Source organism: Paraburkholderia sp. MM5384-R2, from assembly GCF_014201025.1.
Taxonomy (GTDB): domain Bacteria; phylum Pseudomonadota; class Gammaproteobacteria; order Burkholderiales; family Burkholderiaceae; genus Paraburkholderia; species Paraburkholderia tuberum.
The window spans coordinates 146,890-168,721 of sequence record NZ_JACHDI010000018.1 but is presented as its reverse complement, the minus strand read 5'-3'; the positions used below and the strand labels follow the sequence as shown (position 1 = coordinate 168,721).

The window sequence follows — 21,832 nt, the reverse complement described above, 5'->3', positions numbered from 1 at the left end:
CACACCATGCTGCTCATGATCGACAACTACGACTCGTTCACCTACAACCTGGTGCAGTACTTCGGCGAACTCGGCGAAGACGTGCGCACCTATCGCAACGACGAAATCACGCTCGACGAAATCGCCAGGCTGAACCCCGAGCGCATCTGCCTGTCGCCGGGCCCAAGCAACCCGCAGCACGCGGGCATCACGCTCGACGTGCTGCGCGAATTCGCCGGCAAGACGCCGATTCTCGGCGTGTGCCTCGGCCATCAGGCGATCGGCGAGGCGTTCGGCGGCCGCGTCGTGCGCGCGCAGACCATCATGCATGGCAAGGTCAGCACGATCGAAACCGACTGCAAGGGCGTATTCGCGGACCTGCCGAAGCATTTCACGGTGACGCGCTACCACTCGCTCGCGATCGAACGCGAATCGCTGCCCGACTGCCTCGAAGTATCGGCATGGACTGAAGACGGCGAAATCATGGGCGTGCGCCACAAGGAACTGGCCGTGGAAGGCGTGCAGTTCCACCCGGAATCGATCCTGTCCGAACACGGCCACGCGCTGCTCGAAAACTTCGTCAAGCAGTCGAAGCTCGCCGTCGCCGGCAAGGCCTCGAGTCACGCGGCGTCCCGCAATGCCTGACACTAAGGGAGACGAGATCATGTCCATTACGCCCCAGGAAGCCTTGCAGCGGACCATCGAGCACCGCGAGATTTTTCACGACGAAATGCTGCACCTGATGCGCCTCATCATGCGCGGCGAACTCTCGCCCGTGATGTCGGCGGCGATCATCACCGGCCTGCGCGTCAAAAAAGAGACCATCGGCGAAATCACCGCGGCCGCCACGGTGATGCGTGAATTTGCCCGGCACGTCGACGTGCAGGACAACTCGAACTTCGTCGATATCGTCGGCACCGGCGGCGACGGCGCGCACACGTTCAACATTTCCACCGCGACGATGTTCGTGTCGGCCGCGGCGGGCGCGAAGGTCGCAAAGCACGGCAATCGCGGCGTATCGAGCAAGTCGGGCAGCGCGGACGTGCTCGAAGCGCTCGGCGTCAACATCGATCTGCAGCCGGAGCAGGTCGCGGCATCGATTGCGGAAACGGGCATGGGCTTCATGTTCGCGCCGAACCATCATCCGGCGATGAAAAACGTCGCGCCGGTACGCCGGGAACTCGGCATCCGCACGATCTTCAATATCCTCGGGCCGCTCACCAATCCGGCCGGCGCGCCGAATCAGCTGATGGGCGTGTTTCACCCCGACCTCGTCGGCATTCAGGTGCGCGTGATGCAGCGCCTCGGCGCCAAACACGTGCTCGTCGTGTACGGGATGGACGGCATGGACGAAGTGTCGCTCGGCGGCGCCACGCTGGTCGGCGAGTTGCGCGACGGCGAGATCCGCGAGTACGAGATCCATCCGGAAGACTTCGGCATGCAGATGGTGTCGAACCGCACGCTCAAAGTCGCCGACGCGGGCGAGTCGAAGGTCATGCTGCTCGACGCGCTCAGCAACAAGCCCGGCGTCGCGCGGGAAATCGTCACGCTGAACGCCGGCACGGCACTCTACTCGGCGAACGTCGCGGCCACGATCGCGGACGGCATCGAGCTCGCGCGCGAAGCGATCGCGAGCGGCAAGGCACGCGCGAAGGTCGACGAACTGGTGCGCTTCACCCAGCAATTCAAGCAGTAATCACGTAGCGAGACATTTATGAGCGACATCCTCGACCGCATCATCGCGGTCAAACGCGAAGAAGTCCGGGCGGCCGAGCAAAGCGTGCCGCTCGAAGAACTGCGGCTCGAAGCGTCGTCGCGCGATCTCCGCGACTTCGTCGGCGCATTGCGCGCCAAGCACACGGCGGGTCTCGCCGCGGTGATCTCCGAAGTGAAGAAGGCGAGCCCGTCGAAGGGCGTGCTGCGCGAGCACTTCGTGCCGGCCGACATCGCGCGTTCGTACGAGAAGCACGGCGCGGCGTGTCTGTCCGTGCTGACCGACGTGCAGTTCTTCCAGGGCAGCGTCGCCTATCTGCAGCAAGCGCGCGCCGCGTGCCAGTTGCCGGTGATACGCAAGGACTTCATCGTCGATGCGTATCAGGTTGTCGAAGCACGCGCGATGGGGGCCGACGCGATCCTGCTGATCGCCGCCGCGCTCGAAACCGCCGAGATGCAGAACCTCGAAGCGCTCGCGCATTCGCTGGGGCTCGCGGTGCTCGTCGAAGTGCACGACAGTGATGAACTCAAGGAAGCGCTGACGCTGAAGACGCCACTGATCGGCATCAACAACCGCAATCTGCGCACCTTCGAAACCTCGCTCGACACGACGCTCGGCATGCTCGACGCGATTCCCGACGATCGCATCGTCGTGACCGAATCGGGCATCCTGTCGCGCGACGACGTCGAGCGCATGCGCGCGCGGAACGTGCATACCTTCCTCGTCGGCGAAGCGTTCATGCGCGCGGACGAGCCGGGCGTGGAACTCGCGCGGATGTTTTTCTGAGCGTCGTATCGACGTATCCGCGTATCGGGCGCAGAGAAATCCACGCAACTAGGACACCCAGCATGGGCATGGAACGCGAAATCAAGCTGGCGCTGCCGGCTTCGCAGGTGCAGGCGGCGACGCAGTGGTTCGCCGCGCGCGCCGGCAAGAACGGACGCGCGATCAAGCTCGTGAACATTTACTTCGATACGCCGCAGTTGACGCTGGCGTCGTCAAAGAGCGCGCTGCGTCTACGGCAGACCCCGGACGGCTGGCTGCAGACATTCAAGACGGTCGGCACGGCGACGAACGGCTTGCATAGCCGGCACGAATGGGAATTGCCGGTCGCGGGCGCGAAGCTCGAAATCGAATCGTTGCTGAGCGCTTGCGACGAACCCGCCGCCGCGGATGCACTGAAACAGGCCGCGCCTGCGCTGATCGAGCTGTTCCATACCAATTTCACGCGCACGCTATGGCTGCTCGACTCCGACGGCGCTCAGATCGAGGCGGCGATCGATCAGGGCGACGTGCTTGCCGAAGTCGACGATGAAGCGCGCCGCGCGCCGATCTCGGAGATCGAGCTCGAACTGAAATCGGGCGACGAAGCGGCGCTTCACACGCTCGCCGCCGAACTCGGCAAACGGATTGCCGGCCTCGCGCCGGATGACATCAGCAAGGCGCAGCGCGGGTATCGGCTGCGCGCCAGGTGAGCGCGTTGCCCGAAACCCGCGGCACCTCATGCGCTCGCTTGCCGCAACTTGAGCTAGTCCGCGTTTGCTGCGACACTTCCCCGCCATGACCTCCGCTTCCCGCACCCGCTCCAGTTTGCCGCAGGCATCGCTGTTCGACGATGTCGCGCCCGCCCCGGCCTCCGCCGCCCCCACCACCGCCCCGCCCACGCTCGAAGCACAATTCGCCGCGCTACCAGCGGCCTGGCGCGCGCACCTGAAACCCTTCATCGACAGCGACACCTACGCGCCGCTGTGCCGCTTCGTCGACGGTGAGCGTGCCGCCGGCAAAACGATCTATCCGGCCGACGTGTTCCGCGCGCTCCGCCTGACGAGCCCCGACGAAGTGAAAGTCGTAATCCTCGGCCAGGATCCGTACCACGGCGAAGACCGCGGCACGCCGCAGGCGCACGGTCTCGCGTTTTCGGTCGCGCCGCACGTGCGGCCGCCACCGTCGCTGCGCAACATCTTCAAGGAAATCGCCGCGAGTCTCGGTCACCAGACGCCGCAGCACGGCTGCCTCGACAGCTGGGCCAAACAGGGCGTGCTGCTGCTGAACACGGTGCTGACCGTCGAGCGCGACAGCGCCGCGAGCCACGCGAAACGCGGCTGGGAGAAATGTACCGACACGCTGATCCACGAACTCGCGACGCGGCATCAGAACCTCGTCTTCATGCTGTGGGGCGCGCATGCGCAGGCGAAGCGCGCGCTACTCGGCGGCAAGTCGCACTATGTGCTGGAGGCGCCGCATCCGTCGCCGCTGTCCGCGCATCGCGGCTTTCTCGGTTGCGGGCATTTCGCGAAGGCGAACGAATATCTGTTGCAGCACGGCCGGGAGCCGATCGACTGGCGTCTACCGGACGACGCGCAAATGCTTGCGTGAGAGCGTCGTCGTCAGAAGATTGCGATACACAACGAAAACGCCGCGGAGGGTGAACCCATCCGCGGCGTTATTCTTTTCACCGCTCGCGCCGCATCGAAGCTGCGCAATGCGGCAGGACAAACCCGCTTAGACCGCGGCGATCGCTTCGCGTGCCGAGCTCAGCGCGGCGTTCGCGGCGTCCGGGCCCAAGTTCAGGCCTTCGGCGTAGATGAAGTTCACGTCGGTCATGCCGAGGAAGCCGAGGAAGCTCTTCAGATACGGCGTCTGGCTATCGTTCGGCGTGCCGAGATACTTGCCGCCGCGCGCCGACACGACGTGGACCTTCTTGCCCGTCACGAGGCCTTCCGGGCCGTTCGCGGTGTAACGGAACGTGATGCCCGCACGTGCGATGAAGTCGAAGTACGTCTTCAGTTGCGACGAGATGCCGAAGTTGTACATCGGCGCACCGATCACGATGACGTCGGCGGCTTGCAGTTCGGCGATCAGCGCTTCGCTGCGTGCGGCGATCGCGGCCTGTTCCGGGGTGCGCTGGTCGGCCGGCGTGAAGAACGCGCCGAGCACGGCGTCGTCGAGGTGCGGCAACGGTTCGGCTTGCAGGTTACGGACGACGACTTGCGCGCCCGGATTCGACTGTTGCAGCTTTTCAGTCAGCTCGTTGACGAGAAGCGTCGAGTTCGCGCCTTGCGAACGGGCTGCCGAGTTGATTTGCAGGATCGTGGTCATGGTTGACTCCAGTAGGGGCGCGCAGTGTTGCGCGAGTGAAGTCATTGTGTTTTTTTACCGGCCGGCGAAAAAGCCGTCCAGCGGCGAAGGATTGTTGCATGCGTAGAACAATCCACCGCCCTCCTCCGCCGATTGACGACGGGACAGGCGACGATCGGTGGACCGCCCGGTGCGGCCCACCACCACGCCGATCACTTCGTCAGCCAGCGCTCAAGGGCTTTGCGCGCGGCGGGACAGTGATCGCTGACCGTGAGCTTGTAGCGGGCCACTTCGGGACCGTCGAGCTTCACCTGCGTGACCCGCAGCTCGTCGCGGCGGAACGCGTGCACCTCGACTTTCGCGCCCGGCTGATAGCGCGACAGCAGAGCATCGATATTCCCGCCGGTCACGCGCAGACCATCGATCGCGATCAGCACGTCGCCAGCGGAGAGGCCGGCCTTCTGCGCGGCGCTGCCCTCGTGCACGGTCGCGAGCGCGCAATCCGCGCCGCCGCGTAGCCGCACGCCGAGCGACGGCTTGCCGTTTTTGTCGACGTCCGCCGCGAGCGCCACGCCGAACGGCGCGAGCAGCGCGTCGAGCGGCAGATCGCGCGTGCCGCGCACGCCCTCGGCGAACAGTTCGGCCAGTTGCGCGCCGCTCGCTTCCGCGAAAATCGCCTCGATCTCGCTTTCGTCGACGCCGACCGGCTTGCCTCGATAAAAGTCACGGCCGAAGCGCTTCCACAGCAGACGCATCACGTCGTCGAGCGATTTCTGGTTGCCGGTCTGCGCGCGGATCGTCAGGTCGAAGGCGAGCGCGATCAGCGAGCCCTTCGTGTAATAGCTGACGATCGCGTTCGGCGCGTTCTCGTCCTGCCGGTAGTACTTGACCCACGCATCGAACGAGCTTTCGGCGACGCTCTGCTTGAGGCGCCCGCTGCCGCGCTGCACCCCGCCGATCACCTTGCCGAGCAGGCCGAAATAGTCGTCCTGCGAGATCACCCCGCTGCGTACGAGAATCAGGTCGTCGTAATACGACGTGAAGCCCTCGAACAGCCACAGCATCGACGTGTAGTTTTCGACGCCGAGGTCATACGGCGCGAACACGGCTGGCTTGATCCGCTTCACATTCCACGTGTGGAAATACTCGTGGCTGCACAGACCGAGATAGGTCCGGTAGCCCTCGCTCATCGGCTCGCGGCCCTGCACCGGCAGATCGGTGCGATTGCAGATCAGCGCGGTCGACGCGCGATGCTCGAGCCCGCCATAACCGTCGGTGACAGCCTGCGTCATGAACACGTAGCGCTCGACCGGCGCCTTCTTCGACTTCGGTTCGAACAACGCGATCTGCGCTTCGCAGATGCGCTTCAGATCCTTGCACAGACGCTCCATGTCGAGCCCGATCACGCGACCGCCGATCACGACGTCGTGCGGCACGCCGTGCGCCTTGAACGTCGCGAGCGCGAATTCCCCGAGCGTCACAGGATGGTCGATCAGTTCGTCGTAGTTCTGCGCGTGGTATTCGCCGAAGCCGTAGCGCTTCGTGCCGCGCGCTTCCGGCAGCGCGGTCGCGACGCGCCAGCCGCGATACGCGGCGCCCTGCGGCTTCTGGATATCGACGACGCACTGCGCGTCCTCATGGCCGAGCGGCGACAGGAACACGCTGGTGCCGTTGAAAAAGCCGATCGTGTCGTCCAGATGCGCGGCGCGCACCGACAGGTCCCATGCGTACACCTCGTAGCGCAGCGTCAAGGCTCCCTTGACCGGCGCGGCCTGCCACGTGTGCTTGTCGATCTTCTCGATGCGCACCTTGCGGCCCGCATCGTTTACCGCGCGCAGCGTGACGATGTTGCGCGCGAACTCGCGCACCATGTAGCTGCCCGGAATCCACACCGGCAGCATGAAACGCTGGCCGGCCGGATCGGGATCGGCGACGGTCACGGTGACTTCGAACAGGTGGGCGGCGGGGTTACCCGGAACGATGGTGTAGCGGATCGGCTTCATCGGCGGCGCTTGGGAGTGTCAGGAGAGTGAGGCGGAGAAGTTCGGGGCTCGATGCGAAAGGAGGCGCTTCGTGCGCCTCCTTCAGTTTGAACGTTGCATCTGTTGCGCGCCCGGGGCGGGCGTGGCGCTGTGGCCAGCGCGCTGTTCAGTGCACGGCCGACAGCTCCTTGTCGAGCCGATCTGCCGGCACCGCGCCGGGCAGGCGGCGACCGTCGGCGAGAAACACCGTCGGCGTGCCTTCGACGTTCATCGAACGGCCGAGCGCGAGGTTCTTGTCGATCGCGGCGGTGTCGCAGGTGGCGGCGGCGGTCGGCGCCTGACGGTCCTGCATCCACGATTCCCACGCCTTCGCGCGATCGGCCGAGCACCAGATCGACTTCGACTTGGCCGTCGAATCGGGCGACAGCACCGGGTACAGGAACGTGTAGACCGTCACGTTGTCGATCGACAGCAGCGTTTTTTCGAGCTGCTTGCAGTACGGGCAGTTCGGATCGGAGAACACCGCGATCTTGCGCGCGCCGTTGCCGCGCACGACCTTCACCGCGTTGCCGAACGGCAGGCTCGCGAAGTCGATGCGGTTGGTTTCCGACAGGCGTGCCTCGGTCAGATTCTTGCGCGTCTTCGAGTCCACCATGTCGCCGAGCATCAGGTAGTCGCCGCTCGCATCGCTGTAGACGATCTGCGTGCCGAGATTCACTTCGTACAGGCCCGCGATCGGCGTCTTCGACACGCTTTTGATCGTCACGTCGGAAAGACGGGTTTGCAAGGTGGCCTTGAGCTTGTCGGTGGTCTGGTCGGCCTGCGCCGAGCAGCCGAGCGTAGCGGCACCGATCGCGAGCGCGGCGGCGGCGATGCGGAAGGTCTTTTTCATGCTGGAGTCCTGGAGTCAGTCGCGCACCTGCGCGTTCTTTACGTTCCGGCCGCGAGTTTCGGCCGCCTATCTGTTCAATCAGGCTCGATCAGGTTCGATCGGGGGTCGGATAAGGGGCGGATCGCAGCGCGTCGATCCGGTCATGATACCTGTCCCGGGCGCCGGTGACCGGCCATCGGCTATCCGCCCGACGCCTCGTCGCGGTTTACCCCAGCGCCGCCGACACGAGCCAGCGCTTGATGAATGGCTGCGCGCCGACGAACGCCATGCCGGTATTGCGCACGGCGCGCGCGAGCGGACCGGGCACCGAGAACAGTTTCTGCAGACCGTCGGTGGCGATCATCAGCGCGCGAATGTCTTCGCGGCGCGCGCGTTCGTAGCGACGCAGCAGCACCATGTCGCCGAGATCGCGGAACGACTCCTTGCCGCCGATCGTGCTCGCGAGCGCGGCGACGTCGCGCAAGCCGAGGTTCATGCCCTGTCCTGCCAACGGATGGATCAGATGTGCGGCATCGCCGACCAGCGCGACCCGCGGGGCGACGAGCCGGTCCACGGTCTGCAACGCGAGCGGGAAGCCCTGCGCGGGCGTCACGCAGTCGAGCGCACCGAACTGTTCACCGCTCACGTGCTCGACTTCGGCGGCGAGCCGCTCGGGATCGAGCGCGAGCAACTGCTCGGCGTGTTCGGTGCGCGCCGACCAGACCAGCGACACGTGGCCGTCCGGCATCGGCAGCAACGCGATGATCTCGCCGTCGCGGAACCACTGATACGCGGTTTCGCCGTGCGGCTTCGCAGCCTTGAAATTGGCGACCACACCGATCTGTCTGTAGTCGCGGCGCACCACTTTCGAGCCGATCTGCGCGCGCACCCACGAGTGCGCGCCGTCCGCGCCGACTACCAGATCCGCTTCGAGCACGCTGCCGTTCGCGAGGCCGACGCTCGCGTTGTCGACGGAGAAATCGAGCGCCTGCGCGCGCGCGTCGAACCACGTGAGGTTCGGCTGGAAGCGCAGCGCGGCATCGAGCGCGCGTTCGATCACCGACGACTCGACGATCCACGCAAGCTGCGGTACCGATGCCTGAAACGCCGAGAAATGCAGCTCGGCGTGCGCGTCGCCATAGACGCGCATGTCGTAGACGGGACCGAGCCGTGTGTGATCGAGCGCCTGCCAGACCCGCAGCCGTTCGAGCAAGGCCTGCGAACTCGACGACAACGCATAGACGCGCGAGTCGAAGACGGCACCGGCGGGCAGCGCCGCGCAAGGCTGCGCGAGCAGTGCGACGCGCAGTCCGGCTTGCGTGAGCGCGAGCGCCGCGGTCTTGCCGACGAGCCCGCCGCCGATCACGGCGGCATCAAAGGTCTGGTGGTGTGCGTTCATGCGCGCATTATAGCCGCGGGGGTACGGGGGACGGATCGACGGGCGCGGCCGTTGGGCGCTGTGCGCGGGGCCTCGCGGGCTCGTGCCGGACATGGTGTCTGGGGGCAGAGCCTGAAGTTGTTGGCGGGACTGTGCGAGTCTGATGCCGACCGCTCGCGCAACCCGCACTTCATGCGTTGGCGGCCACGCGCATTTGAGTCCCGGGCCGGTGGCCGCGCGGCCGCGCGGCCTCGATGCGTCGTGCTAATGCGTCGCGGCGCTTGCCGCGAGCGCCGCGTTCGCCTCGCGCATGCGCATGAAGTCGCGATTGGACGAGAGGTTGCGCCACGCGGCCGCCTCGAGCTCCGCCTTGCGATCGCGCTGATCGCTGCGTACCGCGCAGTCGGGGAACACGCGGTCGAACACGCGCCATAGCGAGTCGTAGTCGTTCTTATCGGCGAACCGCGCGATGTCGGCGTGATCTTCGTGCGACAGGTGGGTCGTCAAACAATCGATGGTCTGCCGGTCCGTGGTGGCCTGCGCTTCGTCGAAATTCGGCGCGACCCATGTCGCGACCGAGCCCACCACGACCGCGGCGACCACGCCGATCCCAACCCATCTGATGAGTCCCACGTTGCTCCCCCGGAAATTGAGCTCGGCCGGCTTTGAACTGACGATTCTACAGTGGCTTCGCGCCAATGCGCCGGCGGGTCCGCGCGGGCGAACGGGTTACAATTGCGCTTTCCGTGAAAACTCGCACTCAATCGTCGAGCCAACGCCCCGATTCGGTGTCTTGTCCGCTCCGCTGAGCCTGCCGCGCCCCACCTTACGCGAAGGCGTTCCGAATCCGCGCGCAGCGTCGAGCGCATCACGCAACCTACTGATTCACTGAAGGATTTTCATGAGCCTCAAATGCGGCATCGTCGGCCTGCCCAACGTCGGCAAGTCCACCCTGTTCAACGCGCTGACCAAGGCGGGAATCGCCGCCGAAAACTATCCGTTCTGCACGATCGAGCCGAACGTCGGCATCGTCGAGGTGCCGGACGCGCGGCTGAAGGCGCTCGCCGAAATCGTCAAGCCGGAGCGCATCCTGCCGGCCGTGGTCGAGTTCGTCGACATCGCCGGTCTGGTGGCCGGCGCGAGCAAGGGCGAGGGCCTCGGCAACCAGTTCCTCGCGAACATCCGCGAAACCGACGCGATCACGCACGTCGTACGCTGCTTCGAAGACGACAACGTGATTCACGTCGCGAACAAGATCGATCCGCTGTCGGACATCGAGGTGATCAACACCGAGCTCGCGCTTGCCGACCTCGCCACCGTCGAGAAGGCGCTCGCGCGCTATTCCAAGGCGGCCAAGTCGGGTAACGACAAGGAAGCCGCGAAGAACGCGGCGGTGCTGGAGAAGGTCCGCGCGCAGCTCGACCAGGCGAAGCCGGTCCGCGCGCTCGAGCTGACCGATGAAGAAAAGGCTACCCTCAAGCCGTTCTGCCTGATCACCGCCAAGCCGACGATGTACGTCGCCAACGTGAAGGAAAACGGCTTCGAGAACAACCCGCACCTCGACGCGATCACGAAGTTCGCGGCTGCTGAAGGCGCGCCGGTCGTGGCCGTGTGCGCGGCGGTCGAAGCGGAAATCGCCGACCTCGACGAAGCCGACATGGAAGTCTTCCTCGCCGACATGGGCATGCATGAGCCGGGCTTGAACCGCGTGATCCGCGCGGGCTTCAAGCTGCTCGGCCTGCAGACCTACTTTACGGCCGGCGTGAAGGAAGTGCGCGCGTGGACGATCCACGTCGGCGATACGGCGCCGAAGGCGGCCGGCGCAATCCACACCGACTTCGAGCGCGGCTTCATCCGCGCGCAGACGATCAGCTTCGACGACTACATCACCTACAAGGGTGAACAAGGCGCGAAGGAAGCCGGCAAGATGCGCGCGGAAGGCAAGGAGTACGTCGTGCATGATGGCGACGTGATGAACTTTTTGTTCAACGTGTAAGCGCGAAGCAGCGCAAACTGCGTTGCGCGCTTAAGGCCCGCGAACCCTCCGGGGTTGCGGGCTTTTTTGTTTGCGCGCTACGACTTTCGCAACGCGTCGAGACAACGGGCCTTGGGATTTGCAGTCGTGACCGCCGAAACAGCGTGCAACGCTTTGGCCTTGTAGTTTTTCGGCGCATCGTCAAGAAACGGAATGCCGCACACACGCGATACCGCGAGAATGTGACTGTCGCCTTCGACAGGGTCTACGACCTTCAGCACAGCTGCGGGATTTCTCGGCAACGCATAGGCAAGAGCGATTCCCAAACCTTCCGCGTTCGCGCCGTCGGCCCCTACGGCCAGTTTGGGCGCAAGTGCAACCCAATCTGCTTGGCCTGTCCCGATCCGCTCGAAAAGCCTATCGACAACTGCTTCGTCCAGCGACCTGAAAGACGCGCTTGCCCCTTGCCGGCGGATCGCCGCCGATACCTCAGCAGGCGTCTTGCCTGGCACGGCCCCCACTGCTCCTGACGCACAGCAAGATCAGCGGCGCAAGGAATTTTTTCATCGTTCCACCCGAAGCACCATTGTCCGAGTATCCGCGAGCGACCAGGTTGCCGTCTCGGGACAGGTTTCCCGAAGTCTGGCGATACGTCCAAGTCATGTTGGACACCTCAATTACGGTATCGCCAGATGGGCGAATGTCAAAAGTGGTAATGGTCGCGGAAGCACATCGATGCGACACCTCGCCATGACCTGCATCACCCGCTATCTTCCCGATTCGCCTCCCGTTTATTTCCTTTCCCTGACAGCCAATGCTAAATTTCGGCTTCCGGCGCGCCGACGCCGGAATGTCATCGAACACAACTAGAATCGCGCGATTCGCGTCCGCGCCCCTTCCGAACCGGAGACAAATCGATGAATTACAAGCCGCTGTTCCGTTCACTTTCCGTCGCCGCTGTATTGAGCATCGGCGTCAGCCAGGCGGCTCACGCCGCGACCGAAATCCAGTTCTGGCACGCCATGGAAGCCGCACTGGGTGAACGTCTGAACGACATCGCGAACGACTTCAACAAATCGCAAAACGACTACAAGATCGTGCCCGTGTTCAAGGGCACCTACGACCAGACCCTCGCCGCCGGCATCGCCGCCTATCGCAGCGGCAATGCGCCGGCCATCCTGCAGGTCTACGAGGTCGGCACCGCGACGATGATGCAGGCGAAGAAAGCCATCGTCCCGGTCACGCAGGTATTCAAGGACGCGGGCCTGCCGCTCGATCAGAAAGCCTTCGTGCCGACCATCGCGAGCTATTACAGCGACTCGAAAACCGGCGAACTGATCTCGATGCCGTTCAACAGCTCGACGCCGGTGCTGTACTACAACAAGGATGCGTTCAAGAAGGCTGGCCTCGATCCCAACCAGCCGCCGAAGACCTGGGCCGAGTTGCACACCGATGCGCAGAAGCTGAAGGCCTCGGGCATGTCGTGCGGCTACTCGTCGGGCTGGCAAAGCTGGATTCAGCTCGAGAATTACAGCGCGTGGCATGCGGCGCCGTTCGCGTCGCGTAACAACGGCTTCGACGGCATGGACGCGCAGCTCGAATTCAACAAGCCGCTGCAGGTCGCGCACATCCAGTTCCTGCAGAACATGGCGAAGGACGGCACGTTCACCTATGTCGGCCGCAAGGACGAACCGGTGTCGAAGTTCTATAGCGGCGACTGCGGCATCATCACGAACTCGTCAGGCTCGCTCGCGACGATCAAGAAATACGCGAAGTTCAACTTCGGCACCGGCATGATGCCGTACGACGACAGCGTGAAGGGCGCGCCGCAGAACGCGATCATCGGCGGGGCGAGCCTGTGGGTGCTGTCGGGCAAGGACCCGGCCGTCTACAAGGGCGTCGCGAAGTTCCTCGCCTATCTGGCCACGGCGCCAGTCGCCGCGAAGTGGCATCAGGACACCGGCTATCTGCCGATCACGACCGCCGCGTATGACCTGACGCGCCAGCAGGGCTTCTACGACAAGAACCCCGGCAGCGACACCGCGATCCGCCAGATGCTGAACAAGCCGCCGCTGCCGTTCACGAAGGGTCTGCGTCTGGGCAACATGCCGCAGATCCGCACCGTGATCGACGAAGAACTCGAGCAGGTGTGGGCGGACAAGAAGACGCCGCAACAGGCGCTCGACTCGTCCGTCGCGCGCGGCGACGACCTGCTGCGCCGCTTCGAAAAGGCCGGTAACTAAGCATCGCCTGCAGGCAGGGTTCCGGCGCTCCCGCGCGGGAACCCGTCGTTGCAGCACACTCTGGACATCCCGATGGAAAAGCGCTCCTACTTCGGCACCAGCGCGCTGCCCTACCTGCTCGTCGCGCCGCAGCTGCTCATCACGCTCGTGTTCTTCCTGTGGCCGGCGGGCGTCGCGCTCTGGCAATCGACGCAAACCCAGGATGCGTTCGGTACGTCGAGCGAGTTCGTCGGACTCGCAAACTTCAAACAGTTGTTTGCCGACCCGCTGTATCTGGCGTCGTTCAACACGACGATCGTGTTCTGCACGCTCGTCACCGTGTCGGGCCTCGTGATCTCGCTGCTGCTCGCGGTCTGCGCGGATCGCGTGACGCGCGGCGCGAAGGCCTATCAAACGCTGCTGATCTGGCCGTACGCGGTCGCGCCCGCGATCGCCGCGGTGCTGTGGTCGTTCCTGTTCAACCCGAGCATCGGCCTCGTCACGTATGCGCTCGCGAAACACGGCATCGTATGGAATCACGCGCTGAACCCCGGTCAGGCGATGTTCCTCGTCGTGCTCGCGTCGGTCTGGCAGCAGATCAGCTATAACTTCCTGTTCTTCTATGCGGGCCTGCAGGCGATTCCGCGCTCGCTGATCGAAGCGGCCGCGATCGACGGCGCCGGTCCGGTGCGCCGCTTCTTCGGCATCGCCCTGCCGCTGCTGTCGCCGACCACGTTCTTTCTGCTGGTGATCAACATCACCTACGCGTTCTTCGACACCTTTCCCGTGATCGACGCGGCGACCGGAGGCGGCCCAGGCCAGGCCACCCGCACGCTGATCTACAAGATTTTCGCCGAAGGCTTCCAGGGGCTCGACATCGGCAGTTCGGGCGCGCAGTCGGTCGTGCTGATGATCATCGTCGTGGCGCTGACCGTCGTGCAATTCCGCTTCATCGAACGCAGGGTTCAATACTCATGATCGAGAACCGACGCGGTTTCGACCTGTTCTGTCACGCGGTGCTGATCATCGGCGTCGCGCTGGTGGTGTTTCCGGTGTACGTCGCGTTCTGCGCGGCGACGATGAGCGAGCACGAGGTGTTCACGGTGCCGCTGTCGCTCGTGCCGAGCACGCATCTGTTCGAGAACATCGTCACGATCTGGACGCAGGGCACCGGCAACGCCGCGGCGCCGTTCAATCGCATGCTGGTCAACAGCCTCGTGATGGCGCTCGTCATCGCGATCGGCAAGATCGCCGTGTCGATGATCTCCGCGTACGCGATCGTCTACTTCCGCTTTCCGTTCCGCACACTCGCGTTCTGGCTGATCTTCATCACGCTGATGCTGCCGGTCGAAGTGCGGATTTTCCCGACCGTGCAGGTGGTGTCGTCGATGCATCTGAGCAATACGTATACCGGTTTGACGCTGCCTCTGATCGCGTCGGCGACCGCGACGTTCCTGTTCCGCCAGTTCTTCAAGACGCTGCCGGACGAGCTGATGGAAGCCGCGCGCATCGACGGCGCGGGCGCGCTGCGCTTCTTCTGGGACGTCGTGCTGCCGCTGTCGCGGACCACGATGGCAGCGCTCTTCGTGATCACGTTCATCTACGGCTGGAACCAGTATCTGTGGCCGATCCTGATCACCAGCCAGCAGTCGCTGATCACCGCGGTGATCGGCATCAAGGGGATGATTGCCTCGGGCGATACCGCGACCGAATGGCATCTGGTGATGACGGCCACGCTGCTCGCGATGCTGCCGCCGCTCGCCGTCGTGCTGACGATGCAGCGCTGGTTCGTGCGCGGCCTCGTGGATTCGGAAAAATGATCCGGTAGGGCGGACCGCGACAAGCACTCAAAATCAAAGGCTAGAACGGCATGGCTGCACTGACTCTGCAAAGCGTTAAGAAAACCTACGACGGCAAACAGTTCGTGTTGCACGGCATCGACGTCGACGTCGCCGACGGCGAATTCGTCGTCATGGTCGGCCCGTCCGGCTGCGGCAAATCGACCTTGCTGCGAATGGTCGCCGGGCTCGAGCGCATCTCCGACGGCAGCATTTCGATCGCCGGCAAGGTCGTCAACGAGCTGGAGCCGAAGGATCGCAACATCGCGATGGTGTTCCAGAACTACGCGCTGTATCCGCATATGAGCGTGGCCGAGAATATGGGTTACGCGCTGAAGATCGCGGGCGTCGATCGTACGCAGATCGCGAAACGCGTCAAAGCCGCCGCGCAGATTCTCGAGCTCGGCGCGCTGCTGCAGCGCAAGCCGCGCGAGCTGTCGGGCGGGCAGCGGCAGCGCGTCGCGATGGGCCGCGCGATCGTGCGCGAGCCGGCGGTGTTTCTGTTCGACGAGCCGCTGTCGAATCTCGACGCGCGTCTGCGCGTGCAGATGCGCCTCGAAATCCAGCGCCTGCATGCGCGCCTCAAGACCACGAGTCTGTACGTCACGCACGATCAGATCGAAGCGATGACGCTGGCGCAGCGCGTGATCGTGATGAACCAGGGCCACGCCGAGCAGATCGGTGCGCCGACCGAAGTCTACGAGCGGCCGGCCACGGTGTTCGTCGCGAGCTTCATCGGCTCGCCGGGGATGAACCTGCTCGAAGGCCGTGTCGCGGACGACGGCTCGACCTTCGACGTCGCCGGCAACGGCCCGAAGCTGCCGCTCGCGGGCGTGCCGTCGATCGGCCGCGAAGTCGCGACAGGCCGCGAGTGGACGCTCGGCATTCGCCCCGAGCATCTGAGCCCGGGCACGGCCAACGCACCGTTCGCGACACTGAGTGTCGATTCTTGCGAAATTCTCGGCGCGGACAATCTCGCGCACGGCCGCTGGGGCAAGCACGATGTGACCGCGCGGCTGCCGCACGCGCATCGTCCCGCGGCCGGCGAGGCGCTGCAGGTCGTGCTGCCCGCGCAGCATCTGCACTTCTTCGATCCGGCGACTGGACGGCGCGCGAACTGAGACGCCCGCGGCGCGCCGCGACGGCGGCCCGCCGCCGGCCCCCCTGCCGCCCGGCCCTCGCCGCGAAGTACAATGCCACCTGAACCACATGCCGCGCGCGGCAGCGTCGTCGAATCCGACGCCGCGCTGGCCGGCGCCGGATGTTCCGCCCGGCCCTCACACCGATTACCCATTCACCCCCGACTGCCCGCCCGCACGCGGCCGGCGTCGTCAACGTCTACTGCAAGCTAATGGCCCAATACGTTTTCACCATGAACCGGGTCGGCAAAATCGTGCCGCCCAAGCGCCAGATCCTGAAAGACATTTCGCTATCGTTCTTCCCCGGCGCGAAGATCGGCCTGCTCGGCCTGAACGGCTCGGGCAAGTCGACCCTGATCCGCATCATGGCCGGTGTGGACACGGAGATCGAAGGCGAAGCGACACCGATGCCGAACCTGAACATCGGCTATCTGCCGCAGGAGCCGCAACTCGATCCGCAGAAAACCGTGCGTGAAGCGGTCGAGGAAGGCCTCGGCGACGTGTTCAACGCGCAGAAGAAGCTCGACGAAGTCTACGCGGCCTACGCGGAGCCGGACGCCGACTTCGACGCGCTGGCCGCCGAGCAGGCGAAGTACGAAGCGATCCTCGCAACGACCGACGGCAGCGCCGAGCAGCAGATCGAAATCGCCGCCGACGCACTGCGCCTGCCGGCATGGGACGCGAAGATCGAGCATCTGTCGGGGGGCGAAAAGCGCCGCGTCGCGCTGTGCAAGCTGCTGCTGCAAAAGCCCGACATGCTGCTGCTCGACGAGCCGACCAACCACCTCGACGCGGAATCGGTCGAATGGCTCGAGCAGTTCCTGACGCGCTTCCCGGGTACCGTGGTCGCCGTCACGCACGATCGCTACTTCCTCGACAACGCCGCCGAGTGGATTCTCGAACTCGACCGCGGTCACGGCATTCCGTGGAAGGGCAACTACAGCAGTTGGCTCGATCAGAAGGAAGAGCGTCTGAAGCAGGAAGAAGCGTCGGAGTCCGCGCGCCAGAAGGCGATCAAGAAGGAACTCGAGTGGGTGCGCCAGAACCCGAAGGGCCGCCAGGCGAAGTCGAAGGCGCGTATCGCGCGCTTCGAGGAGCTGAACAGCCAGGACTACCAGAAGCGCAACGAAACGCAGGAAATCTTCATTCCGGTCGGCGACCGCCTCGGCAATGAAGTGATCGAGTTCAAGAACGTCAGCAAGTCGTACGGCGACCGGCTGCTGCTCGATAACGTCAGCTTCAAGATCCCGGCCGGCGCGATCGTCGGCATCATCGGTCCGAACGGCGCCGGCAAATCGACGCTGTTCCGTATGCTGACCGGCCGCGAGCAACCCGATTCGGGCGAAATCGTGCAGGGTCCGACCGTCAAGCTCGCTTACGTGGACCAGAGCCGCGAAGCGCTCGCAGGCACCAAGACCGTGTTCGAGGAAATCTCGGGCGGCGCGGACGTGCTGACGGTCGGCAAGTACGAAACACCATCGCGCGCGTATATCGGCCGCTTCAATTTCAAGGGCGGCGACCAGCAGAAGATCGTCGGCAATCTGTCCGGCGGCGAGCGCGGTCGTCTGCATCTGGCGAAGACGCTGATCGCGGGCGGCAACGTTCTGCTGCTCGACGAACCGTCGAACGACCTCGACGTCGAAACGCTGCGCGCGCTCGAAGACGCGCTGCTCGAATTCGCGGGCTCGGTGCTCGTGATTTCGCACGATCGCTGGTTCCTCGATCGCATCGCGACGCATATCCTCGCGTTCGAAGGCGACTCGCAAGTCACGTTCTTCGACGGCAACTACCAGGAATACGAAGCGGACAAGCGCGCGCGTCTCGGCGAGGAAGGCGCACGGCCGAAGCGCCTGCGCTACAAGCCGATCTCGCGTTAAGAAGCGGGCGGACGACGGCCCGTCTGGCGCGATGCCGGACGGGCCGCGGGGCATGCGCGTTGCTAACCGTCGCTAGATGGAGGCGCGCGTGAAAGTCTCGCGCACGCGACAGACGGTCAACACAGCGCCGCGCGACGCGGCGACGAGGAGACAGGCATGGCGATGTCGAAGGGCAGGCGCTGGATCGTCATCGTGGGCGGAACGCTTTTGGCGTTGGTTCTGATCGCGATCGGCGCGATGCAATTCGCGCAACAGGAAGTCAAGAATCGCGTCAGCGCGGCGCTCGGGCCACTCGGCAGCGCCGACAGTATCGACGTCGGCCTCACCTCGGTACGCCTCACCCACGTCGTGCTAAAAGCGCCGCCTGGCTGGCCAGCGGGTGAACCGCTACGCGCCGACGAAATCACGATCACCCCGGACGTGCGCGATCTGATCGCGCGGCGCATGCATATCCGCGAGGTCGTCGTGCGCGGCTTCGACATGGCCGTGTTACGCACGAAGGACGGCTCGCTGAATCTGCTGCCGAACCTGCGCGAATCGCTGAACCGCGGCGATCAGCCGGGCACCGCCGGCACGGCGCCGCCGATCCCGCGCGAAAAGCTGGTCGACCATATCCGCTTCGAACACGGCAACTTCCATTTCTACGACATGACTGTCGGGCCGCCGCCGTTCAAGGTCACGGTCAGCAACGCCAACGCGAGCGTCGACCATCTGCATCTGCCGGCGCTTACCGAACCGACCGATGTCAGCGTTCGCGGCTCGATGAAGGGGCCGGCGCATACGGGCACCGTGACGTTCGACGGCTGGATCAAAATCGCCAGCCGCGATTCGCAGACGACGAGCACGCTGCGCGGCGTCGATATTGCGATGCTCGATCCGTATCTGCTGAAGAAGGCCGGCACGCGCGCACAGGTGACGGGCGGCACCGTCGACCTGACGATCGAATCGACGGTGCGGAACTATCATCTCCATGCGCCCGGCACGGTGACGGTCCACAATCTGCAACTCGCCGAATCCGACAATCCGCTCGAGACGTTCATGTCGATTCCGACCCACGCCGCCGTCGCGGCGCTGAAGACGCATAACGGCGACATCACGCTGCATTTCGTGCTCGACGGCGATCTGCGCGATCCGAAGTTCTCGGTGCGCGAAGGAATCCTCACGCGCATCGGCGCGGGGTTTGCGAAGGCGCTCGGGGTCAGCGTCGAAGGCGTCGCGAAGGGTGCGGGCGAGACCGTCAAGGGTCTCGGCAATGCGCTGAAGAATCTGCTGGGGCAGTAGCGGCGGCGGTCAGCTCAAACCGGCAAGCCCAATTCGCGCAGCCTGGCTTCCGTTTGCGCGGCGCTCGTGTGATGCACGCCGTGCCAGCCGAGCGCCGTCGCGGCTTCGGCGTTCTTCGCGTTGTCGTCGATGAAGACGAGTTCGGCCGGCTCGACACCGGGCATTTGCAGTTCGATGCGCCGGCGCATCTCCGCGAAGATCGCCGGGTCGGGCTTCACGAGCTTCACGCGCCCCGACACGACGACGTCGCGAAACCGCCGCAGCACCGGATAGTGCTCCCACGCGTATGGAAACGTCTCGGCCGACCAGTTGGTCAGCCCGAAGAGCGGCACCTCGGCCGCTTCGAGCTTTTCCATCAGCGCGATGCCGTCGTCGAGCACCCCCGCCACCATCTGGTGCCAGCGCTCATAGAACGCGCGGATCAGCGGTTCGTGATCGGGAAACCGCGCGATCAGCTCGTCGGTGGCTTCGACGATCGGCTGGCCGCCATCCTGGCGGATCACCCAGTCCATCGAGCAGACGTGCGTGAGGAACCAGCGGCGCTCGACTTCGTCGGGAATCAGCTCGCGGTACAGGTACTCGGGACTCCAGTCGATCAGCACACCGCCGAAATCGAACACCACTGCCTTGATCGCCATGCACCACGCTCCTTTGGAAGGTCGCCGCTATGCTCAGATGGGTTGCGTGCGCAGTTCCAGCCACGCTTTCGCGTCGCCCGATACATGCGGCGCGAGGCGCGCCCGCACCGTCTCGTGATACGCGTTGAGCCACGCGCGCTCGTCGTCGCGCAGCAGCGACAGCTCGATGCAGCGCGCGTCGATCGGGCACAGCGTCAGCGTTTCGAACTTCAGGAAGTCGCCGAATTCGGTTTTTTCCGCGGCCACGTTCAGCACGAGGTTTTCGATTCGCACGCCCCACTTGCCCGGCCGATACAGACCCGGCTCGTTCGACGTGATCATGCCCTCCTCCATCGCGGTCCACGGTTCGGCCGGCGCGTAGTGCGAGATCACCTGCGGGCCTTCGTGAACGTTCAGGAAGTAGCCGACCCCGTGACCGGTGCCGTGGCCATAGTCGGCGCCGGCCTGCCAGATCGGCGCGCGCGCGATCGCGTCGAGCATCGGCGAGCGGATGCCGCGCGGGAATTGCGCGCGTGACAGCGCGATCATGCCCTTCAGCACGACGGTGAAATCGCGGCGCTGTTCGCTGCTCGGCGTGCCGACCGGGACGACGCGTGTGATGTCGGTCGTGCCGCTCAGATACTGGCCGCCCGAATCGATCAGCAGCAGGCCATTGCCTTCGATCACCGCATGCGACTCCTCGGTCGCGCGATAGTGCGGCATCGCGCCGTTCGCATTGAAGCCCGCGATCGTCGCGAAGCTCAGCGACACGAAGCCGGGACGGCGCGCGCGAGCTGCCGTCAGACGCTCGTCGATCGTCAGCTCGGTGATGCGCTCGCGGCCGAGCGCGCTTTCGAACCACGCGAAGAATTCGGCGAGCGCGGCGCCGTCCTGCTCCATCGTCTCACGCACGTGCGCGGCATCGGCAGCGGTCTTGCACGACTTCAGGAAAGTGGACGGATTGACCGCCTCGACCACCTTGACCGACGACGGCACCGCCTGCAGCAAGCCGTACGTGATGCGGCGCGGATCGATCAGCAGCGTGCTGCCGGCTGGCAGCGCAGCAAGCGCGTCGGCGGTTTTCGCGTACGGCTCGACGCTGATGCCGTCGCGCGCGAGCACTTCGGCGAGCGCCGGCGACACCTTGCCGTCGGCGATAAATAGCGCCGCCCGATCCACGCCGATCAGCGCGTGGGCGACGAACACCGGGTTGTAGCTGACGTCGGCGCCGCGCAGATTCAACAGCCAGGCGAGGTCGTCGAGCGTCGAGATGAAGTGCCACTGCGCGCCTTTCTCGCCCATCGCGCGACGCACCTGCGCAAGCTTGTCCGCACGTGTGACGCCCGCTTGCGGCGCGGCGTGCTCGAAGACGGCGTCGGCGGGCAGCGCCGGGCGCTGCGCCCAGATCGCGTCGAACAGGTCGAGGTCGGTGCGCAAGTGCACGCCGCGCGCGTTCAGTGCGGCGCTCAACGCGCGCGCGGCCGCGACGCCCAGCACCGCGCCGTCCACACCGACCGTGCCGCCGCTCGCGACGTTCTGCGCGAGCCATTCGAAATGCGGCGTCGTGAGCTGGCCGCCGGTCATCTTCATCAGCTCGACACCGCTGCCGGCGAGCTGCGCACTCGCCTGCTCCCAGTAGCGGCTGTCGGTCCAGACGCCGGCGAAATCGGCGGTGACGATCAGCGTGCCGGCCGAGCCGGTGAAGCCCGACAGCCACTGGCGGCCTTGCCAGCGCCCTGGCAGATACTCGGACAGATGCGGATCCGCCGACGGCACGAGGTAAGCGGCAATGCCTTCGCGCGCCATCGCGGCGCGCAGGCTCGCGAGGCGCTCGGGAATGGAGGAGGTTTCGGGAAGTCGGGCGTTCATGGAGTTACCTGC

20 protein-coding genes are annotated in these 21,832 nt (G+C 65.0%); 12 read left to right on the top strand and 8 right to left on the bottom strand.

Features of this window, described 5'->3' with window-relative positions; genetic code table 11:
- Positions 1 to 6 precede the first annotated feature (6 nt).
- The 5 genes from HDG37_RS25925 (at position 7) to HDG37_RS25905 (ending at position 4,069) form a co-directional block, all read left to right on the top strand.
- Positions 7 to 624, top strand: coding sequence for an aminodeoxychorismate/anthranilate synthase component II (locus HDG37_RS25925; protein WP_184052417.1), 618 nt, complete (start codon positions 7 to 9; stop codon positions 622 to 624).
- 19 nt (positions 625 to 643) lie between these two features.
- Complete coding sequence (gene trpD / locus HDG37_RS25920) at positions 644 to 1,675, top strand: anthranilate phosphoribosyltransferase (RefSeq protein WP_090805481.1); 1,032 nt, start codon at positions 644 to 646, stop codon at positions 1,673 to 1,675.
- An 18-nt stretch (positions 1,676 to 1,693) separates the two neighbouring features.
- Positions 1,694 to 2,479 carry an indole-3-glycerol phosphate synthase TrpC gene (gene trpC / locus HDG37_RS25915; protein ID WP_184052415.1) on the top strand — a complete coding sequence of 262 codons (786 nt, stop codon included), beginning with the start codon at positions 1,694 to 1,696 and terminating at the stop codon, positions 2,477 to 2,479.
- Between the two features lie 62 nt (positions 2,480 to 2,541).
- Positions 2,542 to 3,168 carry a CYTH domain-containing protein gene (locus HDG37_RS25910; RefSeq protein ID WP_090802018.1) on the top strand — a complete coding sequence of 209 codons (627 nt, stop codon included), beginning with the start codon at positions 2,542 to 2,544 and terminating at the stop codon, positions 3,166 to 3,168.
- A gap of 85 nt (positions 3,169 to 3,253) precedes the next feature.
- The gene (locus tag HDG37_RS25905) at positions 3,254 to 4,069 is read left to right on the top strand and encodes a uracil-DNA glycosylase (protein WP_090802020.1); all 816 of its coding nucleotides are present in this window, start codon (positions 3,254 to 3,256) and stop codon (positions 4,067 to 4,069) included.
- 126 nt (positions 4,070 to 4,195) lie between these two features.
- On the opposite strand, the gene HDG37_RS25900 is transcribed toward HDG37_RS25905, so the two are convergent.
- From HDG37_RS25900 to HDG37_RS25880, 5 genes are all read right to left on the bottom strand, one after another.
- Positions 4,196 to 4,792 carry an FMN-dependent NADH-azoreductase gene (locus HDG37_RS25900; RefSeq protein ID WP_018420121.1) on the bottom strand — a complete coding sequence of 199 codons (597 nt, stop codon included), beginning with the start codon at positions 4,790 to 4,792 and terminating at the stop codon, positions 4,196 to 4,198.
- Positions 4,793 to 4,983: 191 nt separating this feature from the next.
- Entirely contained in the window at positions 4,984 to 6,774 is a 1,791-nt protein-coding gene (locus HDG37_RS25895; RefSeq protein WP_184052413.1) for a M61 family metallopeptidase, read from the bottom strand.
- 145 nt (positions 6,775 to 6,919) lie between these two features.
- The gene (locus tag HDG37_RS25890) at positions 6,920 to 7,645 is read right to left on the bottom strand and encodes a DsbC family protein (RefSeq protein ID WP_184035963.1); all 726 of its coding nucleotides are present in this window, start codon (positions 7,643 to 7,645) and stop codon (positions 6,920 to 6,922) included.
- A 205-nt stretch (positions 7,646 to 7,850) separates the two neighbouring features.
- Entirely contained in the window at positions 7,851 to 9,023 is a 1,173-nt protein-coding gene (locus HDG37_RS25885) for a UbiH/UbiF family hydroxylase (RefSeq protein WP_184052411.1), read from the bottom strand.
- Between the two features lie 243 nt (positions 9,024 to 9,266).
- Positions 9,267 to 9,635 carry a hypothetical protein gene (locus tag HDG37_RS25880; protein ID WP_260321397.1) on the bottom strand — a complete coding sequence of 123 codons (369 nt, stop codon included), beginning with the start codon at positions 9,633 to 9,635 and terminating at the stop codon, positions 9,267 to 9,269.
- Between the two features lie 268 nt (positions 9,636 to 9,903).
- Here HDG37_RS25880 and ychF point away from each other — a divergent pair, with 268 nt between their 5' ends.
- The gene (gene ychF, locus HDG37_RS25875) at positions 9,904 to 10,998 is read left to right on the top strand and encodes a redox-regulated ATPase YchF (RefSeq protein WP_184052409.1); all 1,095 of its coding nucleotides are present in this window, start codon (positions 9,904 to 9,906) and stop codon (positions 10,996 to 10,998) included.
- Between the two features lie 77 nt (positions 10,999 to 11,075).
- On the opposite strand, the gene HDG37_RS25870 is transcribed toward ychF, so the two are convergent.
- Complete coding sequence (locus HDG37_RS25870; protein ID WP_184052407.1) at positions 11,076 to 11,489, bottom strand: hypothetical protein; 414 nt, start codon at positions 11,487 to 11,489, stop codon at positions 11,076 to 11,078.
- 405 nt (positions 11,490 to 11,894) lie between these two features.
- Between HDG37_RS25870 and ugpB the strand changes: the two genes are divergently transcribed.
- The 6 genes from ugpB to HDG37_RS25840 all read left to right on the top strand — a co-directional run bounded on the left by ugpB (position 11,895) and on the right by HDG37_RS25840 (position 19,334).
- Positions 11,895 to 13,220, top strand: a complete 1,326-nt coding sequence (gene ugpB / locus HDG37_RS25865) for a sn-glycerol-3-phosphate ABC transporter substrate-binding protein UgpB (protein WP_184052405.1) — start codon at positions 11,895 to 11,897, stop codon at positions 13,218 to 13,220.
- 72 nt (positions 13,221 to 13,292) lie between these two features.
- Positions 13,293 to 14,177: a sn-glycerol-3-phosphate ABC transporter permease UgpA gene (gene ugpA / locus HDG37_RS25860; RefSeq protein ID WP_184052403.1), complete on the top strand. Its 885-nt coding sequence runs from the start codon at positions 13,293 to 13,295 to the stop codon at positions 14,175 to 14,177.
- Positions 14,174 to 15,019 carry a sn-glycerol-3-phosphate ABC transporter permease UgpE gene (gene ugpE / locus HDG37_RS25855; RefSeq protein WP_090802035.1) on the top strand — a complete coding sequence of 282 codons (846 nt, stop codon included), beginning with the start codon at positions 14,174 to 14,176 and terminating at the stop codon, positions 15,017 to 15,019. Before ugpA ends, ugpE begins: the two co-directional genes overlap by 4 nt.
- A gap of 50 nt (positions 15,020 to 15,069) precedes the next feature.
- Complete coding sequence (locus HDG37_RS25850) at positions 15,070 to 16,158, top strand: sn-glycerol-3-phosphate import ATP-binding protein UgpC (protein ID WP_184052401.1); 1,089 nt, start codon at positions 15,070 to 15,072, stop codon at positions 16,156 to 16,158.
- Positions 16,159 to 16,388: 230 nt separating this feature from the next.
- Positions 16,389 to 18,053, top strand: a complete 1,665-nt coding sequence (gene ettA, locus HDG37_RS25845; RefSeq protein ID WP_184052399.1) for an energy-dependent translational throttle protein EttA — start codon at positions 16,389 to 16,391, stop codon at positions 18,051 to 18,053.
- A gap of 156 nt (positions 18,054 to 18,209) precedes the next feature.
- Entirely contained in the window at positions 18,210 to 19,334 is a 1,125-nt protein-coding gene (locus tag HDG37_RS25840) for a DUF748 domain-containing protein (protein ID WP_184052397.1), read from the top strand.
- 14 nt (positions 19,335 to 19,348) lie between these two features.
- Here the strand turns inward: HDG37_RS25840 and HDG37_RS25835 are convergent, their stop codons facing one another.
- The gene (locus HDG37_RS25835) at positions 19,349 to 19,972 is read right to left on the bottom strand and encodes an HAD family hydrolase (RefSeq protein ID WP_184052395.1); all 624 of its coding nucleotides are present in this window, start codon (positions 19,970 to 19,972) and stop codon (positions 19,349 to 19,351) included.
- Positions 19,973 to 20,005: 33 nt separating this feature from the next.
- Positions 20,006 to 21,820 carry an aminopeptidase P family protein gene (locus HDG37_RS25830; protein ID WP_184052393.1) on the bottom strand — a complete coding sequence of 605 codons (1,815 nt, stop codon included), beginning with the start codon at positions 21,818 to 21,820 and terminating at the stop codon, positions 20,006 to 20,008.
- Positions 21,821 to 21,832 lie beyond the last annotated feature (12 nt).

Bases quoted from the DNA above. Each gene is read 5' to 3' on its own strand.
- ugpA (WP_184052403.1), top strand. From the start codon at position 13,293: ATGGAAAAGCGCTCCTACTTCGGCACCAGCGCGCTGCCCTACCTGCTC.
- HDG37_RS25925 (WP_184052417.1), top strand. From the start codon at position 7: ATGCTGCTCATGATCGACAACTACGACTCGTTCACCTACAACCTGGTG.
- HDG37_RS25895 (WP_184052413.1), bottom strand. From the start codon at position 6,774: ATGAAGCCGATCCGCTACACCATCGTTCCGGGTAACCCCGCCGCCCAC.
- HDG37_RS25885 (WP_184052411.1), bottom strand. From the start codon at position 9,023: ATGAACGCACACCACCAGACCTTTGATGCCGCCGTGATCGGCGGCGGG.
- ugpE (WP_090802035.1), top strand. From the start codon at position 14,174: ATGATCGAGAACCGACGCGGTTTCGACCTGTTCTGTCACGCGGTGCTG.
- ychF (WP_184052409.1), top strand. From the start codon at position 9,904: ATGAGCCTCAAATGCGGCATCGTCGGCCTGCCCAACGTCGGCAAGTCC.
- HDG37_RS25830 (WP_184052393.1), bottom strand. From the start codon at position 21,820: ATGAACGCCCGACTTCCCGAAACCTCCTCCATTCCCGAGCGCCTCGCG.
- HDG37_RS25910 (WP_090802018.1), top strand. From the start codon at position 2,542: ATGGGCATGGAACGCGAAATCAAGCTGGCGCTGCCGGCTTCGCAGGTG.
- HDG37_RS25840 (WP_184052397.1), top strand. From the start codon at position 18,210: ATGGCGATGTCGAAGGGCAGGCGCTGGATCGTCATCGTGGGCGGAACG.
- trpD (WP_090805481.1), top strand. From the start codon at position 644: ATGTCCATTACGCCCCAGGAAGCCTTGCAGCGGACCATCGAGCACCGC.
- HDG37_RS25905 (WP_090802020.1), top strand. From the start codon at position 3,254: ATGACCTCCGCTTCCCGCACCCGCTCCAGTTTGCCGCAGGCATCGCTG.
- trpC (WP_184052415.1), top strand. From the start codon at position 1,694: ATGAGCGACATCCTCGACCGCATCATCGCGGTCAAACGCGAAGAAGTC.
- ettA (WP_184052399.1), top strand. From the start codon at position 16,389: ATGGCCCAATACGTTTTCACCATGAACCGGGTCGGCAAAATCGTGCCG.
- ugpB (WP_184052405.1), top strand. From the start codon at position 11,895: ATGAATTACAAGCCGCTGTTCCGTTCACTTTCCGTCGCCGCTGTATTG.
- HDG37_RS25890 (WP_184035963.1), bottom strand. From the start codon at position 7,645: ATGAAAAAGACCTTCCGCATCGCCGCCGCCGCGCTCGCGATCGGTGCC.
- HDG37_RS25900 (WP_018420121.1), bottom strand. From the start codon at position 4,792: ATGACCACGATCCTGCAAATCAACTCGGCAGCCCGTTCGCAAGGCGCG.
- HDG37_RS25835 (WP_184052395.1), bottom strand. From the start codon at position 19,972: ATGGCGATCAAGGCAGTGGTGTTCGATTTCGGCGGTGTGCTGATCGAC.
- HDG37_RS25850 (WP_184052401.1), top strand. From the start codon at position 15,070: ATGGCTGCACTGACTCTGCAAAGCGTTAAGAAAACCTACGACGGCAAA.